Genomic DNA, 16,546 nt, shown 5'->3' on the forward strand with positions numbered 1-16,546 from the left:
GCAGCGCGGCCCGGCTACGGGTCTGCCTGTGCCCATCGCGCGAGATTCTGCTCCACTTCCGCGATGCCGGCCCAAGGATCCTTGCGTCGCCGCCTGAGCTTTGCGGGCACGTCCTTGATCGTGAACGCATCGGCGCGCTGGAGTTTCGACAGATCGCCCCAGGCGATCGGCAGCGCCACCGGCGCGCCCGGCCGGGCACGCAACGAATAGGACGCGACCGCCGTCGCACCGCGCCCATTGCGCAGATAGTCGACGAAGATCCGCTTGTTGCGCAGGCTCTTGGTGGCGGTTGCCAGGAACCGCTGCGGTTCGGACTGTGCCAATGCATCGGCGAAACCCTTGGCAAAACGCTTGGTCAGGTCCCAATCGCACCCTGGGTTGAGCGGCACGACCACGTGCAGGCCCTTGCCGCCGGAGACGCGCAGGAACGATTCCAGCTCCAGCTGCGCCAGCAGTTCTCGGATGTCGGTTGCCGCTTTCTTGACTTCGGCAAAGGGCACGTCCGGTCCGGGGTCCAGATCGAACACGACCCGGTCGGCCTTGTCGGGCGCCTCGGCGTGGCTGCCCCAAGGGTGGAACTCCAACGCGTTGAACTGCGCCAGTTCAAGCAGGCTGGCTGCGTCCCGCACCACCAGGTAATGGGCGTTGATGCCGCTTTCCTCCTTCAGCCTTACCGAATCGACCAGCGCCAGCCCTGCCGTATGGTGTTTCTGGAAGAAGCAGGGTTTTGCGGTGCCACTGGGGCATCGGATGATCGACAGCGGACGATCAATCACTTCGGGCAGCAGGTGCTCCATCACTGCCGCGTAGTAATCCCATACATCCTGCTTGGTGTAACCGTCGCCGGGAAACAGGATCTTGCCGGGAGAAGACAGCCCGGGTGGCGCGCGGTCCGCTGCCGGCACCCTTTCCACCCGGCGCCTCCGCCGCGAGGCCGCATGCGACCGCGCGGCGGCCGGGACCGTTCCGGCGCGGTCGGAATCGGCGAGGTCGGCGACGTCCTTGTCCGTCCGCACCGCCTTCAGCGACGCCTGGCGCAACAGCTGCTGCCCACCGATCCCGCGGTAGAAGACCTCGACCACGAAACGCGGTTCGAACCAGGTCGCGGCGCGCAGGTCGGTGTCCTGCGTGGGCACATGCGCGGTCGGCCTGCGGCCGCCGCCGCCCTTGATGCGCTTGCTGATGTCGCCAATCAGTTCATCCGAGAACCCGGACCCGACGCGACCGGCGTAGAGCCAGCCATGCGTTGCGTCTGGCCGGGCCAGCAGCAGCGAACCAAAGCCGGTGCGGCTGCCCTTGGGTGCGGTGTAGCCCACCACCGCGAACTCGTCGCTGGCCAGCTGCTTCGTCTTGCGCCAGTCCTCGCTGCGGCCGCTGTGGTAGCTGCGATCGCCGCGCTTGGAGATGATGCCCTCGAAGTGCTGCTCACCGGCCAGGCGGTAGGCCTCCTCACCCTCTCCCTGCACATGCGAACTGAAGGCCAGGGGACTGCCCTTCCCCTCAAGCAGAGATTGCAGCAAGGCCTTGCGTTCCAGCAGGGGCGCATCGGCGACGTCCACGCCATCAAGATGCAGCAGGTCGAACAGCGCATACGTCAGGACGCCCTGCTTCTCGCCGGAAAGCGTCGCCTGGAGCAGGTTGAAGTCCTCCTTGGTGCCGGCGCCGGCGATCAGCTCGCCGTCCAGCGCCGCCGACGTCAGGCCCAGGGCCGCGACTGCGTCACGTATCTCGGGAAGCTTGTCGGTCCATTCCAGCGCGTTCCGTGACCACAGCTGCACGTTGCCCTCGACGACAGTGGCAAGGATCCGGTATCCGTCCCATTTGATCTCGTGGACCCACTGATCGCCCTGGGGCGGCGCCTCTCCCAGCTTGGCCAACTGCGGTTCGAACGGCCCGGACGGCGCCGCCGCCCTCCTTGCCCTGCTGAGCGCAAGGGCCTTCTGAGACCAGTTCTTTCGCCGGGTGCGTGTGGCAGGCACCGCCGTCAGCCGCTTCTTCGCGGCCTTGCCGGCCCCGGCGCGCTTCAGATCCTCCGGTGGCGGCGCAGCGACGTTGGCCAGCAGGTCGTCTGCCTCAAGGTCGCTGGCGAAGGCATCGTCCTCCTTGAACAGCAGCCACTGCGGCTGCCGCGCGGGCTTTCCCGACCGAACCAGATGCCAGCCGCCTTTCAGCTTGGTACCGAACAGCTCGAAGCGGAGATGGCCCTTGGCCAGTTGGGCTTCCGGATCACCCTGCGTGGCCCATACCCCGTGGTCAAACTGGGCGACATGGCCGCCGCCGTACTGGCCCTTGGGAATTTCACCCTCGAACGCCGCGTAGTCCACCGGGTGGTCTTCCACTTCCACCGCCATGCGCTTGACCTTCGGGTCGTAACTGGGGCCCTTCGGCACGGCCCAGCTCTTCAGCGCATCGCCAACCTGCAGGCGGAAGTCATAGTGCCTGCGGCTGGCATGATGCAGCTGCACCACGAAAATGGCGCGCTGGCCTTTCGGCAGCGTCTTGCCCGGCTCGGGCTCCTGGGTCTGGTCAAAACGACGCTTGCGGCGATACTCGACCAGCGACATGGCCAGCTCCGCGCTATTTGCCCAGGTGCTTGCGGACAGCAACCGCCGTGGGCCCGACCGCCGCGACGGCCGCGCGAAGTTCTTCGGCGGACACGCCCAGCGTCGTGGTCCAGTACCGCAGTTCGTAATCCTCGTTGACGTTGATGCGGTCCCGGTCCGGGCTGCCGGCGTTGTTCTTGTCATCGCTCATGGGAGTCTCCAGCGTGATCGGGGGTGGACTGACCGTACCGGCCATTCCATGCGCACGAAGCGATGCCACTGTGAAGCCATGGCGAAGGCCGCCGGCACGGCGCCGCACCCCTGCGCGAAAGACGCCGCTTCGTGAAGGCAGCGCGCAGGATCCGCGGGGGCGTTCACATGCCGCCTTCACTCCTTCCCCGCCTGCTCGCAACCGGGCAGACCCTACGCTGGCTACTCCACTCACTGCGGAGCCCAGTATGGCTATCAAGACGGCGGAAGACCTGTTCATCCACGAGCTCTCGGACATCTACAGCGCCGAGAAGCAGCTGACCAAGGCGCTCCCGCGCCTGGCCCGTGCGGCCGAGAATCCGGATCTGGCGGCAGCGTTCGAAACGCACCTGGAGGAGACCCAGGGGCAGATCGAACGCATCGACCAGGTGGTCGAGGTGCTCGGCATCCGCCTGAAGCGCATCAAGTGCGCGGCGATGGAAGGCCTGGTCGAGGAAGGCAAGGAGGTGATCGACAGCATCGACAAGGGGCCGGTGCGCGACGCTGCCCTGATCGGTGGCGCGCAGAAGGTCGAGCATTACGAAATTGCCTCCTACGGCACCATCGCCGCGCTGGCCAAGCAGCTGGGCTACAAGGACGCCCTGCCGTTGCTGCTGGAGACGCTGGAGGAAGAAAAGGCGACCGACGAGAAGCTGACCCTGCTGGCCAAGGGCGGCGGCAATGCCAAGGCCGCGCAGGCCGCCTGAGTCGCATCGCACGCCCCGCGGCCGCCACGGAAGGCGGCCTCAGGGTGGGTAGAGCACCTGGTCGTTTGGGCAGAAGAACGTGCGCCGCCGCGTCGTACCCATGTACAGCTTGCTGACCGGGCCACCACAGAGCGGGCACACCTTGCGCGTGTGCACCTGCCAGTGCTTCTTCAACTCGAAGCGCCGCTTCCACTCCAGGAAGTCGAAGCTGTAGGCACGGGCCTGGGTGATCAGGGCGGTGAGCTTGCGCGGTGGCAGGTCGCCCAGTCGCGTGGCCGGATGCACGCCGATGCGGAACAGCACCTCATTCTTGATGATGTTGCCGACGCCGGCGAAGATCGTCTGGTCCAGAAGCGCATCACAGACCAGGGTGTCCGGCAGTGCCTTCAGCTTGCGCCGGGCCAGTCTTGGATCCCAGGCGTCGTTCATCACATCCGTCCGCCAGTCGTAGACGTCGTCCAACGGCTCGTCGATCAGCCGCACCGAACACGCATAGAAATTCAGTTCGCCGTTGTCGAATGCCAGCGACACGCGTGCAGGGGTCGGCTTCCGTTCGTCGATGCGCCAGCTGCCGAACATCATCAGATGGATGCGCAGCGTGACCTGGCTGAACTCCAGCAGGAAGTGCTTGCCCCAGCTGCGAACCGCCTTGACCCTGCGTCCCTGCAGCGGTGACAGGTCGATGCGGCTGTTGCCGGAAACGCCGCGCACGACGTGACCCTTGAAGTGGCTGGCGGCCTCGCGCAGCAGGACAATGGACGGGCCCTCAGGCATTCGCGTTCTCCTGCAGCAGTGCCTGCAGGTGCAGGGCGTTGCCGGTGGCGTGGCCCAGCGCGGTGTTGTCCAGTACGCACCAGGCACGGCGCTGCGCAGCGGCTTCGCGCTGCAGGTGCTGGGCCAGCCCCGCCAGCGCCTGTTCACTGTAGGCGCTGCGATAGACCTCCGGCTGCCCGTGCCAGCGCCAGTAGCTCCACGTGCGGTCACCGCCCGGGACCGCTGCTGCGGGTACCCGGGCCGGGTCAGCCGCGACCCGTGCGATGTCATGGTCGCTCAGCAGCGCATCGACGTCCGCAGTGAACCAACTGGGATGGCGCGGTTCGCAGGCGACATCCACCGAGGTGCGTGCGCGCAGGCCGTGCAGGAATTCGGTCACGGTTGCCGGCTCATACGCCAGGCTGGGCGGCAGCTGGAGCAGCAGCGGCCCCAGCCTGTCCCCCAGTGCCATCACGCCATCGAGGAACAGCGCCAGCGGCTGCATCGTGTCGCGCAGCCGGCGTTCATGGCTGATCACGCGTGGCAGTTTCACCGCGAAGCGGAAACCCGCGGGCACGCTGGCCGCCCAACGGGCGTAGGTCGCCGCCTGGTGCGGGCGGTAGAACGAGGAATTGATCTCCACCATCGGCAGGCGGGTGGCATAGCGCTGCAGTACGCTGTCGCCTGCGCCGAACGCCGCCTGCGCCGCCCGCGACAGCGACCAGCCTGCGCAGCCGATGCATACCTGTCCTGGCGTGCTTGGGGCGTCGGCTGCGCTCATCGTGCCACCGGTCCGTCCGGTTCCAGCAAGCGGCCATCGCCGGCACCTGCCGGCGCCTGCGCCACCGATTGCAATCGATCAAGCGCACTGGTGCCAGGCGCGAGCGCGGAGGCGCTGCGCACGAAGCCGGTCCAGTCGGAGATCGCGATCTTTCCCAACGCCAGCTCATCCACGCGCACGCTGTGCATGCGCCAGTGCGGGAACTGCCGCCGCCCCACCCTGCCCCGGTTGAGTTCGACCAGTCCGTTGTGGCTGCTCGCCGCCAGGATGCGGGTGTACGCCGCGCCGACACCGGCCTCCGGGCCTTCGAGGTATTGCAGGAAGCGCGTGCCGTCGAACAGGAGGACGCCGGTCACATCAACCGACTCGTTGAACAGCATCGCGTCCGTGACAAGCTGCTGCAGGCGCTCTGCAGCCAGGTTTCGGGTGGCTTCACTTACATAGGCAATGGCACGAAGAGGCATGACAGCACCGGGTTGTTGCAGATGGCTCTACCTTAGCGAGGCCGATCAAACGCGCGGTGACACTGGCGTGGAGGCGGCGTTGAACCTGGACGTGTCAACGCCGCGCTGCGTTGACACCCGGCAACAGCACCACGGCCGGCATGGCGTGTCGCCCGCTGATGGATGTCCTTTCGTGGAGAACGCATGAGGAAGCACGCGCCTGCGCATGACACGACGTTGGCGGTGGTGCCACCGCCGTCTAGCGGCGGATCTGGAAGATGGTCGCTGCCGCCAATCGGGCGGCTCACTCCAAGGAGACTTTCCATGGCCAACCAGAACCAGAACCAGGGCAGCAGCAACCGCGGCTTCGCTTCGATGGACGAGGACAAGCAGCGCGAGATCGCCGCCAGGGGCGGCCGCGCCGCGCATGAATCGGGCAACGCCCATGAATTCAGCTCGGAAGAAGCGCGCGAAGCCGGTCGCAAGGGCGGCGAAGCGGTGAGCCAGGATCGCCAGCACATGGCCGACATCGGCCTCGAAGGCGGCCAGAACAGCCATGGCGGCGGCAACCAGGGCGGCAACCAGGGGGGGCGGCAGCAACAGCAGGAACGTGGCGGCAACAACAACCGCGGTGGCCAGCAGCGTTGATCGAGACTGACCGGTTGCACCCCAAGTGGGCGGACAGCGTGTCCGCCCACCTTTTTTGCGAGGCGCGGGGCGGACGCCCGCCCCGGCCGGTTCCGCGTCAAGGCTCCCGTGGCGGCAGGTCGAGCGCGCCGGCGCCCGGCCCGGCGCCCAGTTCGGCACCGGTTGTCGGCCGTGCTTCGGGATCGGAAAGCGTTCGCAGGGTCATGGCCTGCACCGCCGCCTGCTCGCGTGGGTCCAGGCCCACCGTGGCGCTGCCGTCACCGCCGTCCACAGCGGCCTGTGCCTCGCGGTCGCTGACCCGCTCCCACAGCTCGCCGCTGTTCCAGCTGCCCAGCAGGTCATCAGCGCCGTCGCCCTGCGACATGTCCATGTACAGGTCGGTAAAGGCGGGGTCACCCGGCTGCTTGCCCGGTGGGAAGTTGGGCTGGATGCTGTGCAATGCCTTTTCGAAGGACTTCTGGTGGGCGATTTCGCGCGTCATCAGGAAGCGCAGTGCGTCCTTGATGCCCGGATCATCGGTCACCGTGATCAGTCGTTCGTAGACCAGCTTGGCGCGGGCTTCGGCGGCGATGTTCGAGCGCAGGTCGGCGGTGGGCTCCCCGATCGAATCGACGTAGGCCGCCGTCCAGGGAACACCGCTCGAATTGACCAGTGCCGGGCCGCCCCCGTACAGCAGCTGCTCGGTATGGCTGGTGCTGTTCTGGCCCAGCAGGCGCATGTCCTCGGCTTCGGCAAGCCCTTCGGACTGAATGGCCTTCGGGCCGCGGTTGAGCATGGCGATGATGGTACCGATGATCTCCAGGTGGCTGATCTCTTCGGTGGCAATGTCCATCAGCAGGTCCTTGCGTCCGGGATCGCATTCGCCCAGCCCCTGGGTGAAGTAGCGCATCGCGGCGGCCAGTTCACCTTGTGGGCCGCCGAACTGTTCCAGCATCAGGCTGGCAAGCTGCGGGTTGGATTCGCGCACGCGCACGGTGTACATCAGTTTCTTGTGGTGGAAGAACATGGGACTGTCTCCTGTGTCTGGCAGGCGGGATCGGGATCAACGCTTGGCTTGGGCGCCGGGCGTTTCGTCACGGTTGAGGAAGGCGCCGACCAGGCTGTCCTGGTGGTCTTCCAGCCAACGCGCCATGGCGATCTCTTCCTGCAGGATCTGGCCGCATACGGCCGCGATATCCGGCGCGGCGGCCCGCTCGGCCGCGATCACCAGCGCCCGGTAGGTGGCGATCTCGGTGTTCTCGAAGCCAAAGGAGATGCCGACGCTCTTGACGACTTCGTCTTCCATCAGGGTATTGCCGGCGGCGTGGATCGCTGCGGTCATGCTCGCGAACAGCCCCTTGGCGGTGGGCACGCTGCCGCCAAGTGCTTCAATGCACTCGCGCAGGGAAGCGGCCTGCTGCTGCGTCTCCTGCACGTGCTGGCCGATACGTGCGGCAAGATGGGGATAGTTCTGGATGCGCGAAGCCATGGCCTTCATCATGGTCTCCGCCTCCTGCTCCATGGCGTAGGCGTCCTGCAGCCATTTCAGCAGGCGCTCGCTGCGGACGGTGTTCTGGTCTGCCATCGCGGTCTCCGGTAGTGGGGCGACATGCCTCCGGAGACCATCGTGGCGAGGCCGCAATCACTGCCTCGTCGGCCGGCGTGAGCCACCGGGCGTGCGCGCTGCACCTGGCGCTGATGCCGTCATAACATCCGCTGGTGCGTGGCAACGCCTGCTGCGCACTCAGGCCGGCATCGCGCCGGACACTACTGCACTGCCGCCGTCGCGACGGGGGCTTGCTGCGGGTGCGCGCCCGCCTGCGGACGCCTTCAGCGCCTGGATCACCCGATGCTGCGCACGGTGCGCGCCACCTTCCACGCCCACAACGTAGACAAAGCGCCCATCGAACTTGGCCTGGGCACCCTCCAGCACGTCATCCTCCTGCAGGGCGCGCTTCAGCGACTTCATCCATGCGCGTTCGGGGATGCGATCCAGCTCCACGACGATCGCAGCGCCGCCGCAATCCAGGGACATGCATTCCACGCGCAATGCGCAGGGGGCGGTGGCATCGGTTACAGATCGGGGCATGGTGGTGGCTCCAGTGCTGGGGGACGGCGGCAGTATCCATGCCCGCCGCCAACGCGCTGTCAAAAAAGGCGCAGCGCCTTCCACGCCGCATCGACGGCACCGGGCGACCTGCGCAAGGCGGCTTCGCACCGGCCTGACACGGCCCACGCGCGCCGTTGATGCGCCACAGCACACACTGTAGTTCCCACTGCAACACAGGCATGCGCGCATGCAATCGGAAATGAACCAGCGCAGGTGCAACCTGCTGCTGGTTGAAGACCAGCTCGACCTTGCTGCACTGATGGAACAGGCGCTGGAAGACGGCGGCGGCCGGGTGACCCACGCCTACAGCGTGTTCGATGCGCTGGGGCTGCTTGATACGCAACAGTTCGATGGCGCGGTGCTGGATGTGGAGCTTCGCGATGGCGTGGTGTTCCCGGTTGCCGATCGGCTGGCGGAACTCGGCATCCCCTACCTGTTCGTGTCTGCGGTCTATGACCAGCTGGTACCGCTGCGCCACCGCCGCGCAACGTTCGTGGCCAAACCCTTCCACATCGACCGGTTGCAGGAAGCCGTCCAGCAGGTGGTGGGTGACGCCTGCGCGCCCCCGTCCACGCATTGAGCGGCAAACGCCGCGGTCACGCCAGGTGTGGAGCTACCACCTGGCCCAGCTGACGCAGCGCCCCGCCACGGGAGAGCCCGCTCCAGTTGCCGCGGGCGACGCTGCGGATGTCGGCGGGGTCGGTCCAGAGCAGCCGCATCGACCAGTACGGAAAGCCCCGGTATCGCCTCACTTGCGTAGGCGATTGCGCGGAGGGGCACGTTGATTCCTTCTGACACAGGAAATGTCCTGCGCTTGCAGGATGCCGGTCGCGCTGTAGGTGGGCATGAGGCGATTCACAACCCGGCTCGCTCCACCCTCTCCCCGGCCGCACGCCGCAGTAACACGCCCGCCGGATTCAGGCGGCCTTCGCGTAGGGTTCGACGATCAGCAGCAGCTTGTCCATCGCCGTCGCGTCGGACTGTTCCGATGCTGCGCGCTGGATGAAGCTGGTCCAGTCAGCGCCCGCGATCACGCGAAGCTGGTCCGCCGTAACGGAGAGGCAGCGCATTGGCCAGAACGGCAGCCGCCGCTGGCCGACGCGGCCACGCGCAAGTTCGATCAGGTGGGTGTGGCTGCTGGCACCGGTGACGCGGGAATAGGCCACATCCAGCCCGTCGGCAGGGCCCTCCATGTACTGCAGGAAGCGCTGCCCGTCGAACAGCAGCACGCCGGTCACGCCTGCGCCCCGATTGAAGCGGGCGGCATCCTCCATCAGGGTGTGCAGGCGCTCCGGCGTGAATCCGCCGACGGCCTCGCTGACATAGACGATCGCTCTGTTCGGCATGGCGGCACTCCTGCTCTCTCAGCCCTCCACTCTAGGGCCCGCGGCGTCGCGGGGCCGTAAAGGACAGGCGTGCAGGCCTCACGCTATCCCCAATTCAGCACCGTGTTGACCAGCCCTTCATGCGCGTGCAGGGTTCCGCGTGGCACGTCGGCACGCGCCCCCTCGATCCCGGACAGGTAGGTCGCGAATCCTCCGGTGGCGCGCCCCACGAGGCGGGCGCTGGTCATGACCACGGGCGCACCGGCCCAGCGGACGTCGGCGCCCAGGCACTGCAGCCGGCTGACCAACGCGACATCTTCACCGCAGCGCAGGGGCGCAAAGCCCCCCGCGGCACGATAGGCGCGGGCAGAGACACCGAGGTTCGCGCCGTGGATGCGCCCGTGATCGTCGCCCCAAGGCTGCCCTTTCCGGAACGCGCGACGCAGGCGCCTGCCGTCCCGGGAAGTGCTCGCGATGTCCACCAGTCCGCAGAAGGCGTCGCAGCGGCCCGCCAGCTGGGCGACCAGCCATTCCGGAGGCACCTCGCTGTCGGCATCGGTACTGGCCAGCCAGCGCGCTCCCTGTTGCAGCAACTGGGCCGCAGCCGCTGCCCTGGCAACACCGACGCAGCGTGCCTGCAGCCGCACTGTATCGACCCGCTGCTGCCGGCAGATGGACGCGGTCGCATCGGAGCAATCGTCCAGCGCAACCACCACCTGCACCGCCTCGCCGCGCAGCCCGGGATGCAGCGCCGCCCTTCGGATCGATTGCAGGCAGCGCGCCATGCTGGCCGCCTCGTTGTGTGCCGGCACCAGGACACCGATCACCGCAGTCCCTCGTTGCGGGCCAGCGACAGCGCGCCGCGCGTCCAGCCCTGCAGCACGAAGTCCGCGTCACGATAGCGGAAGGCCTCCTGCAGCCCCTCGCCCAGGCACCGATGCACGACTTCGGTGCGGCTCGCGCGTCCGGGGAAGGACGGCAGCCAATGGCAGGCCACCAGCAGCCCGTCATCGCGCAGTGCCTGGCCGATGCCGGCGCGCAGCGCCTGCAGTGCGCCTGTGCCGAGGTAGTAGCCCATCTCCCCGCAGACGATCAGGTCGAAGCGACCCGGCGGCCATTGCTCGGGGTGGCTGGCGCAGTGGACCTGGACATGCGGCAGGTGGGCCAGGTTGCGGCGGGCGCGGAAGGCCGCACGCGGGCTGATGTCGGTGGCCAGCAGCCGCTCGCAGCGGCCCGCCAGGGCCTCGGTCAGCACCCCGTTGGAGCACCCCAGCTCCCAGCCCCGATGGAACTGGCGCTGGCTCAGGCTGGCCAGCAGCAGCGCTCGCTTGCGCTCCTCATACCATCGGCTGCGGTAGCCGAAGGGGTCCTCCTGCTCATGCAGTTCGTCGAAGTACGGTTGCGCGCTCATGCCAGGAAAACCTCGTGGTTCCGGAAGAATCGGGTCAATACATGGGCTGGCAGCACCGGCGGGCTGTGCAGCCCCGGCACTGCGCCGGTCTGGGTGCGGAAGTGGGCGATCGCGTTGCGCTTGGCGGCCACGACGTCGGCGATGTCGAGCAGTTCGGGCGCCTCCCAGGCCATGTGCGCACAGGCCGGGTCCAGCCAGTGCCAGCCCCACACTGGATACTCCAGGCGCCGGCAGCCCACCGTACGCGCGGCCCGGCAGGCAGCACGGCCTGCCGCTTCGTGGTCGGGGTGCCCATCGAAGCGCCAGGGTGCCAGTACCAGGTCGCGCGGCTGCAGGTACTGTTGCAGCCAGTCCTCCAGGCCCTGTTCGTGCGCACTGACCGCGCCGTCGGCAATGCCAAGGTGGAACGCGGAGCCGGCCGGGATGCCGAGCTCGCCCAGCGCTGCGGCAAGCTCGGCGCGCCGTGCCGAGCGCAGGCGCTCCGGCGTCCACCAGCGCTCGTGTGGATAGCACGCCTCGCCATCGGTTACCGCGACGACGCGGACCTGCATGCCCTGGCCCGCGGCGTGGCCAAGCAGGCCGCCGCAGCCAAGGATCTCGTCGTCGGGATGGGGTGCGACCACCACCACCCGCTCATGGCCGGCCAGCAGTGTGGCCGCCGAAGTGGCCGGATGCTGCCACAGCCACTGGCAGCGCAACCAGGCCTGCTCCTGTGTGCCGGTCCCCTGCAGGGGCGTGCTGGCTACAGCGCCCATGTTGCCTCCTCGGTGGCGCGCTGCTCACCCAGCCATTCCCAGTCGCGGTCGGCATGGCTCTGCCGCATGAATACCGTCAGGTCGGCCCAGCGACGGGCATGCGCCTGCTCCAGGCACATCGGCGCCGGCCCCAGCGCCCGACCTGCCAGATCGAGCACGCGCGTCGCCGCGCGCTCGACCACGCAGCGCACGCGCACCACGTCCTCCCGATGCGCTGATCCCGGCTCCGCATCGATGCGCGCCGCCAGTTCGCGCAGCAGCGCCGTGGCCGGGCCCAGGACCAGGTCCACTTCGCCCAGCAACCGCGCGCGGTGGCCCCTGCTGCAGGCCGGCCGCATGCGCTCGGCCAGGGCGACGGCCGCACCAAGCCAGACCGCGGCGATGCCCGCGCCGCCGTGCCAGAAACCGGGGCGCTGCAGATAGTCGTCGCGCGTGCCGACAAGCGCCATCTGCGCACCGTCGAACCGCACCGTGGTGGACGGAATGCCGGCCATGCCGACGGCCGGCCACGGCTCGCCCTCCAGCGTGTTCCACTGACCGGCCGACACCTGGCACAGCCATACGCCCTGCGCATTGCGGACCGTTACCAGCGCCGCGTCCACCCAGGCGCTTCCGGAGCACCACGGCTTGTCGCCGCGCAGCCTGCCCTCGCTGTCAATGCGGAGCGTGTTGGCGGGTCCCTCGGCCGCCCATACCGCCAGCAGCTTGCCTTCTGCTGCGGAAGGCGCCTTCAGTTCGGCGAGGATCGCCTGCGCGTCATGGTGCGCTTCCAGCACTTTGGCCAGGCAGAGGTCCTCTGCCCCCCAGGCGGCCAGCGCCTGCCAGCGCTGCAGTGTGCGGCCGCTTCCCGGCAACGGCAGTTCGGGCTGCTGGACCAGCACTTGGCGGGCGCGGTTGGCCAGCGGTGTAGGCGATGACACATCCTGCATGAAGGGATCTGCAGTGGGGACAGGCGATGACCGTAGGCGGCAGGCGGTCACATCACTGCCTTGGAGGTGTGGCCGGCGCATGAATACTCTGCGCGACGATCCTCACGCACCCGCCTGCCGACGGTCTCGCCGTGCGCGGATGCAGCGCAGCAACTCCCATAGCCACGGCAGGACCACCAGGCCGAGCGCCGGCACTACGAGCAGCGCCGCCACCTCGGGCGCCGCAGGTTGCGCACGGAATGCCCACTGCGGCTGCGCGAGCCAGCCGACCCAGACCAGCAGGATCCACGGCGCGGCATCCAGCACGCTGTGCACATGCTGCTCGGCCGGGCTGATCCGTCGCCGCCGGTCAGCGCTGGCCGTATCCAGGTAGCCGGCGATTGCATGGGCCAGGACCAGCACGGCCAGCAGGGCGGCAAGTGACCAGGTGTTGGCCAGCAGCAGCCAGGCCAGTACGCCACCGCCGATCAGCACGAGCTGGATCCCATGCAGCACGCTCTCGCGCAGCCCCGAGGTATGTGGCAGGTCGGTGCGCCGGTGGAAATGGAAGTCCAGCGCACCGGCCGCCAGCCACAGTGCGTAGACGCCGGCCATGAGGATCGCGCTCATCGCCCCGGGCTCAGGGCGTCAACACGATCTTGCGGCAATCGTCATCCTTCGCATCGAACAGGGCATACCCCTGCGCTGCATCGGCAAGGCGCATCCGGTGCGAGATGATGTCACCCGGGTCCAGCTTTCCTTCCATGATCGCGTCAAGCAGCTCGGGCATCAGGCCCTGCACATGGGTCTGCCCCATCTTGAACGTGAGCCCCTTGTCGAACGCATCACCCAGCAGGAATCCATGGATGAAACCGGCATAGACCCCCGGAATGCTGACCACGCCGCCGCGACGTGCTGCCGCGATGCACTGCCGGATCGCAACGCCGCTGCTCCCTTCCAGCTTCACGGCGGTCAACGCTGACTCCAGCGCACTGCCCTCGGCCTCGAAGCCCACCGCCTCGATGCAGGCATCCACGCCCCGGCCGCTTGTCTGGGCAAGGATGTAGTCGGCCGGATCCTCGATCTCCCTGAAGTCGATCGGCGTCACCCCGTAGGCACGCCGCGCGTAGTCCAGGCGGTAATGCAAGTGATCGACCATGAAAATGGTCTCGGCGCCCAGCAGGCGGCAGCAGGCGGCACTCATCAACCCGACCGGCCCTGCCCCGAAGATCGCCACGGTCGAGCCCGCCTTGACGCCCGCGTTCAGTGCAGCCTGGTAGCCGGTGGGCAGGATGTCGGACAGGAACAGTACCTGCTCGTCGGCCACGCCGTCCGGAATGCGCAACGGGCCCACGTTGGCCTTCGGTACGCGGACGAATTCTGCCTGGCCGCCGGCCACGCCCCCGTACAGGTGGCTGTAACCGAACAGTGCCGCCGGCGGCAGTATGCCCTTCTGGTTCAGCGCCGCGCCCTTGCCCGGATTGGTGGTTTCGCACGCAGCATATTCGGCCAGCCGACAGTGGAAGCACTCACCACAGGCGATCACGAACGGGATCACCACCCGATCGCCCGGTTTCACCTGGGTCACGCCGCTGCCGACCTCTTCCACGACGCCCATGAATTCGTGGCCGAGGACATCGCCGTCGTGCAGATCGGGAATCTTGCCCCGGTAGAGGTGCAGGTCCGACCCACAGATCGCGGTGGCAGTCACCCGCAGGATCAGGTCGTCTTCGGCGGCCAGTACCGGGTCGGGCACAGTCTCGACGCGCACATCCTTGCGGCCGTGGTAGGTCAATGCCTGCATCGCGCTGCTCCAGGAGGTCGGGCGTCCAGCATCGCAATGCCTCCATCCCGTGACAGTGACATCCGGGTGTGCACGGTGTTCATTGCGCAGCGTCGTCGCGTTAACCCGGCCTGCGGCAGGCTTCAGGTTCCCGCCGCAGGAGCTGCACATGAACGACAAACTGCCTTTCAATCCAACCACAGACGTGGACGATCAGTCGAAGGCGCACACGCCGGACAAGCGGCGCAATGACCACGCCAGGTGGAAGGACCACGACATGCCTGACGATGGCGATGGCCCCAAGGCCGTGCCGGAAGACTACGAGCGGCCCGATCCCGATCCCACCGGGCGGCGTTGAGTCCGTCTCACGCGCTGGATGCGCAGGATTCACGGATGCTTGTCCGCGACCCGATCACGCTCCATGACATGCCTTCCGGAGTGACCTGAACGAGGTGCTGCATGTGGAAACGCAATGGTCTGTCGCTGGTACTGCTTGCGCTCACTGCAGTGTTCATCATCGGGCAGGCGATAGCGGGGCACCACGTGCACAACCAGGAGCTGGTCGAGCACGGCCGCGCGCCGCTCGATCTCTGGCACTACCTGGCCACGGGTCATTTCGTCAGCGCCACGTTCGAGAACTGGGAAAGCGAATTCCTGCAGATGGGGATGTACGTGCTGCTCACGGTCATCCTGCGCCAGCGTGGCTCGGCCGAGTCGCGGCCGTTCGATCCGGCGCAGGAACACAGCCGCGTCGAGCCAGGTCCCACGCCATGGCCGGTCAGGCGCGGTGGCGTGTGGAAGGTTCTCTACGGCCACTCACTGGCTATTGCGTTCGGGCTGCTGTTCCTGCTCAGCTTTACGCTGCATGCATTGGGGAGCTGGCGGGCCGAACAAGCCGAACAGCAGTTGCAGGGCCTGCCCGGCCCCGGCTTCCTCGAACACCTGGCCAGCAGCACGTTCTGGTTCGAATCCATGCAGAACTGGCAGAGTGAGTTCCTGGCCGTGTTGTCCCTGGTGGTGCTGACGATCTTCCTGCGCCAGAAGGATTCACCGCAGTCCAAGGCGGTCGAGGCGCCGCATGCGCAGACCGGAGATTGAGCCATGCAGAAGCACCCAGCGACCGCGTTGCTGATCATCGACATGTTCAGTCGTTTTGATTTTCCCGGGGCAGCGCAGCTGGTCCCCAGCGCGGAGGCGGCGGCCAGCCAGATCCGGCGCCTGCGCGATCGCTTCGACGCACGGCAGTGGCCGGTGATCTATGCCAACGACAACTTTTCGGAGTGGAAGCAGGATTTCCGCCAGCAGGTGGCGCAGTGCGTGCAGGATGGCGGCCCGGCCGCCCGGATTGCCACGATGCTGTCTCCCACTGCCGACCACTATTTCGTGCTCAAGCCCAAGCACTCTGCCTTCCTGGCCAGCCCCTTGCCGATCCTGCTGGCCAAACTGGGCGTGCGCCGCCTCTGGCTCAGCGGGATGACGGCGGACTCCTGTGTCCTGGCCACCGCCTTGGATGCCAACGCCAGGGAATTCGAGGTGCGGGTGGCGCCAGAGGCCGTTGCCGGGCTGCCTGCCGCGAAACGGCGTGCCATGGCCCTGCTCGCCAATTCCGGTGCGGCGCAGGTGGAGCGCTTCAGGATGCCTGCGCGCGGCTGACAGCTGCGCCCGGCACGGCCGGCCGGACGCTGCACCGGCTCACTTCCCTGCCGGGCCGCACGGGAAGGCCTGCTCCAGCGCTTCCACCACCAGCACCGACGCATCCTCATGCAGACGGCGCTGCGGCAGCTGCCGGAGGTGCGTGGCAACGCGATCCACCAGTTCGTGCGGCAGGATCTGGCCCTGTCCACACCAGTGCCCACGACTGGCATCGGCGACACCCTGGATATACGCGCTGGCGCGGGCGCTGGACTGGGAGCGGCACTGCTCGCCGGCGCAGAATCCGTCCGCCGCGTTCCCCTGCAACAGCGACACCAGCTCGCTTCCAGTGACGAACCACGTACGTGCCTGCGGGGCCGCGGCCGTCGATGCGCTGCCTGCCCACAGGCAGGCAAGACCCAGTGCCCACATCGGGAAGAGGCGGCGCGGCGGCGCGGTGGAGCGCCCGCTGTTGGCAGGGTTCATGGTGGCCGGTCTGCTGCTGGAGGTCACAGAAGT

Annotated in this window: 22 protein-coding genes; 6 read left to right on the top strand and 16 right to left on the bottom strand. The window is 67.6% G+C overall.

The window, feature by feature from the left end:
• Window positions 1-14: 14 nt before the first annotated feature.
• Complete coding sequence (ligD, locus tag NSQ78_RS11855) at window positions 15-2,564, bottom strand: DNA ligase D (RefSeq protein WP_339206186.1); 2,550 nt, start codon at window positions 2,562-2,564, stop codon at window positions 15-17.
• A 13-nt stretch (window positions 2,565-2,577) separates the two neighbouring features.
• On the bottom strand, window positions 2,578-2,754 hold the full coding sequence (locus tag NSQ78_RS11860; protein ID WP_064485350.1) for a DUF3606 domain-containing protein: 177 nt from the start codon (window positions 2,752-2,754) through the stop codon (window positions 2,578-2,580).
• Window positions 2,755-3,001: 247 nt separating this feature from the next.
• Here NSQ78_RS11860 and NSQ78_RS11865 point away from each other — a divergent pair, with 247 nt between their 5' ends.
• Complete coding sequence (locus NSQ78_RS11865) at window positions 3,002-3,499, top strand: DUF892 family protein (RefSeq protein ID WP_005416567.1); 498 nt, start codon at window positions 3,002-3,004, stop codon at window positions 3,497-3,499.
• A gap of 39 nt (window positions 3,500-3,538) precedes the next feature.
• Here the strand turns inward: NSQ78_RS11865 and NSQ78_RS11870 are convergent, their stop codons facing one another.
• From NSQ78_RS11870 to NSQ78_RS11880, 3 genes are read right to left on the bottom strand one after another with little or no spacing between them, the layout of a single operon-like run.
• Window positions 3,539-4,273 (bottom strand): DNA-formamidopyrimidine glycosylase family protein, encoded by a 735-nt coding sequence (locus NSQ78_RS11870; protein ID WP_064238558.1) that lies wholly within the window; start codon window positions 4,271-4,273, stop codon window positions 3,539-3,541.
• Window positions 4,266-5,033, bottom strand: coding sequence for a DUF72 domain-containing protein (locus tag NSQ78_RS11875; protein WP_064238559.1), 768 nt, complete (start codon window positions 5,031-5,033; stop codon window positions 4,266-4,268). Before NSQ78_RS11875 ends, NSQ78_RS11870 begins: the two co-directional genes overlap by 8 nt.
• Window positions 5,030-5,497 (bottom strand): BLUF domain-containing protein, encoded by a 468-nt coding sequence (locus NSQ78_RS11880; protein WP_064238560.1) that lies wholly within the window; start codon window positions 5,495-5,497, stop codon window positions 5,030-5,032. Before NSQ78_RS11880 ends, NSQ78_RS11875 begins: the two co-directional genes overlap by 4 nt.
• Window positions 5,498-5,800: 303 nt before the next feature.
• Between NSQ78_RS11880 and NSQ78_RS11885 the strand changes: the two genes are divergently transcribed.
• Entirely contained in the window at window positions 5,801-6,124 is a 324-nt protein-coding gene (locus NSQ78_RS11885) for a KGG domain-containing protein (RefSeq protein ID WP_064238561.1), read from the top strand.
• Window positions 6,125-6,221: 97 nt separating this feature from the next.
• On the opposite strand, the gene NSQ78_RS11890 is transcribed toward NSQ78_RS11885, so the two are convergent.
• The 3 genes from NSQ78_RS11890 to NSQ78_RS11900 all read right to left on the bottom strand — a co-directional run bounded on the left by NSQ78_RS11890 (window position 6,222) and on the right by NSQ78_RS11900 (window position 8,192).
• Window positions 6,222-7,130 carry a manganese catalase family protein gene (locus NSQ78_RS11890; RefSeq protein WP_049469390.1) on the bottom strand — a complete coding sequence of 303 codons (909 nt, stop codon included), beginning with the start codon at window positions 7,128-7,130 and terminating at the stop codon, window positions 6,222-6,224.
• Window positions 7,131-7,166: 36 nt separating this feature from the next.
• Window positions 7,167-7,688 carry a ferritin-like domain-containing protein gene (locus NSQ78_RS11895; RefSeq protein ID WP_057494792.1) on the bottom strand — a complete coding sequence of 174 codons (522 nt, stop codon included), beginning with the start codon at window positions 7,686-7,688 and terminating at the stop codon, window positions 7,167-7,169.
• A 159-nt stretch (window positions 7,689-7,847) separates the two neighbouring features.
• Window positions 7,848-8,192, bottom strand: a complete 345-nt coding sequence (locus NSQ78_RS11900; RefSeq protein ID WP_223224785.1) for a hypothetical protein — start codon at window positions 8,190-8,192, stop codon at window positions 7,848-7,850.
• Window positions 8,193-8,400: 208 nt separating this feature from the next.
• Between NSQ78_RS11900 and NSQ78_RS11905 the strand changes: the two genes are divergently transcribed.
• Complete coding sequence (locus tag NSQ78_RS11905; RefSeq protein WP_064238562.1) at window positions 8,401-8,793, top strand: response regulator; 393 nt, start codon at window positions 8,401-8,403, stop codon at window positions 8,791-8,793.
• A gap of 337 nt (window positions 8,794-9,130) precedes the next feature.
• Here NSQ78_RS11905 and NSQ78_RS11910 read toward each other — a convergent pair whose 3' ends face one another.
• The 7 genes from NSQ78_RS11910 to NSQ78_RS11940 all read right to left on the bottom strand — a co-directional run bounded on the left by NSQ78_RS11910 (window position 9,131) and on the right by NSQ78_RS11940 (window position 14,416).
• On the bottom strand, window positions 9,131-9,559 hold the full coding sequence (locus NSQ78_RS11910; protein ID WP_064238563.1) for a BLUF domain-containing protein: 429 nt from the start codon (window positions 9,557-9,559) through the stop codon (window positions 9,131-9,133).
• A gap of 83 nt (window positions 9,560-9,642) precedes the next feature.
• A complete protein-coding gene (locus NSQ78_RS11915) occupies window positions 9,643-10,365 on the bottom strand; it encodes a glycosyltransferase (protein ID WP_080473133.1) in 723 nt (240 codons plus the stop codon).
• Window positions 10,362-10,949 (bottom strand): SAM-dependent methyltransferase, encoded by a 588-nt coding sequence (locus NSQ78_RS11920; RefSeq protein ID WP_308306341.1) that lies wholly within the window; start codon window positions 10,947-10,949, stop codon window positions 10,362-10,364. Before NSQ78_RS11920 ends, NSQ78_RS11915 begins: the two co-directional genes overlap by 4 nt.
• The gene (locus NSQ78_RS11925; protein ID WP_064238564.1) at window positions 10,946-11,704 is read right to left on the bottom strand and encodes a PIG-L family deacetylase; all 759 of its coding nucleotides are present in this window, start codon (window positions 11,702-11,704) and stop codon (window positions 10,946-10,948) included. Before NSQ78_RS11925 ends, NSQ78_RS11920 begins: the two co-directional genes overlap by 4 nt.
• On the bottom strand, window positions 11,692-12,633 hold the full coding sequence (locus NSQ78_RS11930) for an acyl-CoA/acyl-ACP dehydrogenase (RefSeq protein WP_064238565.1): 942 nt from the start codon (window positions 12,631-12,633) through the stop codon (window positions 11,692-11,694). Before NSQ78_RS11930 ends, NSQ78_RS11925 begins: the two co-directional genes overlap by 13 nt.
• Window positions 12,634-12,735: 102 nt before the next feature.
• A complete protein-coding gene (locus tag NSQ78_RS11935) occupies window positions 12,736-13,242 on the bottom strand; it encodes a hypothetical protein (RefSeq protein WP_064238566.1) in 507 nt (168 codons plus the stop codon).
• A gap of 10 nt (window positions 13,243-13,252) precedes the next feature.
• Window positions 13,253-14,416 carry a zinc-dependent alcohol dehydrogenase gene (locus NSQ78_RS11940; RefSeq protein ID WP_064238567.1) on the bottom strand — a complete coding sequence of 388 codons (1,164 nt, stop codon included), beginning with the start codon at window positions 14,414-14,416 and terminating at the stop codon, window positions 13,253-13,255.
• Window positions 14,417-14,564: 148 nt separating this feature from the next.
• Here NSQ78_RS11940 and NSQ78_RS11945 point away from each other — a divergent pair, with 148 nt between their 5' ends.
• From NSQ78_RS11945 to NSQ78_RS11955, 3 genes are all read left to right on the top strand, one after another.
• A complete protein-coding gene (locus NSQ78_RS11945; protein ID WP_049467297.1) occupies window positions 14,565-14,753 on the top strand; it encodes a hypothetical protein in 189 nt (62 codons plus the stop codon).
• Between the two features lie 101 nt (window positions 14,754-14,854).
• Window positions 14,855-15,493: a DUF6766 family protein gene (locus tag NSQ78_RS11950; RefSeq protein WP_064238568.1), complete on the top strand. Its 639-nt coding sequence runs from the start codon at window positions 14,855-14,857 to the stop codon at window positions 15,491-15,493.
• Between the two features lie 3 nt (window positions 15,494-15,496).
• Window positions 15,497-16,048, top strand: a complete 552-nt coding sequence (locus tag NSQ78_RS11955) for a cysteine hydrolase (protein WP_049467294.1) — start codon at window positions 15,497-15,499, stop codon at window positions 16,046-16,048.
• A gap of 39 nt (window positions 16,049-16,087) precedes the next feature.
• Here the strand turns inward: NSQ78_RS11955 and NSQ78_RS11960 are convergent, their stop codons facing one another.
• The gene (locus NSQ78_RS11960; protein WP_223224784.1) at window positions 16,088-16,513 is read right to left on the bottom strand and encodes a Rap1a/Tai family immunity protein; all 426 of its coding nucleotides are present in this window, start codon (window positions 16,511-16,513) and stop codon (window positions 16,088-16,090) included.
• Window positions 16,514-16,546 lie beyond the last annotated feature (33 nt).

Source organism: Stenotrophomonas sp. FSL W7-1447 (assembly GCF_037966425.1).
Lineage (GTDB): Bacteria > Pseudomonadota > Gammaproteobacteria > Xanthomonadales > Xanthomonadaceae > Stenotrophomonas > Stenotrophomonas pavanii.

Bases quoted from the DNA above. Each gene is read 5' to 3' on its own strand.
- NSQ78_RS11870 (WP_064238558.1), bottom strand. From the start codon at position 4,273: ATGCCTGAGGGCCCGTCCATTGTCCTGCTGCGCGAGGCCGCCAGCCAC.
- NSQ78_RS11925 (WP_064238564.1), bottom strand. From the start codon at position 11,704: ATGGGCGCTGTAGCCAGCACGCCCCTGCAGGGGACCGGCACACAGGAG.
- NSQ78_RS11930 (WP_064238565.1), bottom strand. From the start codon at position 12,633: ATGCAGGATGTGTCATCGCCTACACCGCTGGCCAACCGCGCCCGCCAA.
- NSQ78_RS11875 (WP_064238559.1), bottom strand. From the start codon at position 5,033: ATGAGCGCAGCCGACGCCCCAAGCACGCCAGGACAGGTATGCATCGGC.
- NSQ78_RS11920 (WP_308306341.1), bottom strand. From the start codon at position 10,949: ATGAGCGCGCAACCGTACTTCGACGAACTGCATGAGCAGGAGGACCCC.
- ligD (WP_339206186.1), bottom strand. From the start codon at position 2,564: ATGTCGCTGGTCGAGTATCGCCGCAAGCGTCGTTTTGACCAGACCCAG.
- NSQ78_RS11960 (WP_223224784.1), bottom strand. From the start codon at position 16,513: ATGAACCCTGCCAACAGCGGGCGCTCCACCGCGCCGCCGCGCCGCCTC.
- NSQ78_RS11890 (WP_049469390.1), bottom strand. From the start codon at position 7,130: ATGTTCTTCCACCACAAGAAACTGATGTACACCGTGCGCGTGCGCGAA.
- NSQ78_RS11895 (WP_057494792.1), bottom strand. From the start codon at position 7,688: ATGGCAGACCAGAACACCGTCCGCAGCGAGCGCCTGCTGAAATGGCTG.
- NSQ78_RS11940 (WP_064238567.1), bottom strand. From the start codon at position 14,416: ATGCAGGCATTGACCTACCACGGCCGCAAGGATGTGCGCGTCGAGACT.
- NSQ78_RS11945 (WP_049467297.1), top strand. From the start codon at position 14,565: ATGAACGACAAACTGCCTTTCAATCCAACCACAGACGTGGACGATCAG.
- NSQ78_RS11865 (WP_005416567.1), top strand. From the start codon at position 3,002: ATGGCTATCAAGACGGCGGAAGACCTGTTCATCCACGAGCTCTCGGAC.
- NSQ78_RS11900 (WP_223224785.1), bottom strand. From the start codon at position 8,192: ATGCCCCGATCTGTAACCGATGCCACCGCCCCCTGCGCATTGCGCGTG.
- NSQ78_RS11905 (WP_064238562.1), top strand. From the start codon at position 8,401: ATGCAATCGGAAATGAACCAGCGCAGGTGCAACCTGCTGCTGGTTGAA.
- NSQ78_RS11885 (WP_064238561.1), top strand. From the start codon at position 5,801: ATGGCCAACCAGAACCAGAACCAGGGCAGCAGCAACCGCGGCTTCGCT.
- NSQ78_RS11880 (WP_064238560.1), bottom strand. From the start codon at position 5,497: ATGCCTCTTCGTGCCATTGCCTATGTAAGTGAAGCCACCCGAAACCTG.
- NSQ78_RS11910 (WP_064238563.1), bottom strand. From the start codon at position 9,559: ATGCCGAACAGAGCGATCGTCTATGTCAGCGAGGCCGTCGGCGGATTC.
- NSQ78_RS11935 (WP_064238566.1), bottom strand. From the start codon at position 13,242: ATGAGCGCGATCCTCATGGCCGGCGTCTACGCACTGTGGCTGGCGGCC.
- NSQ78_RS11955 (WP_049467294.1), top strand. From the start codon at position 15,497: ATGCAGAAGCACCCAGCGACCGCGTTGCTGATCATCGACATGTTCAGT.
- NSQ78_RS11950 (WP_064238568.1), top strand. From the start codon at position 14,855: ATGTGGAAACGCAATGGTCTGTCGCTGGTACTGCTTGCGCTCACTGCA.
- NSQ78_RS11860 (WP_064485350.1), bottom strand. From the start codon at position 2,754: ATGAGCGATGACAAGAACAACGCCGGCAGCCCGGACCGGGACCGCATC.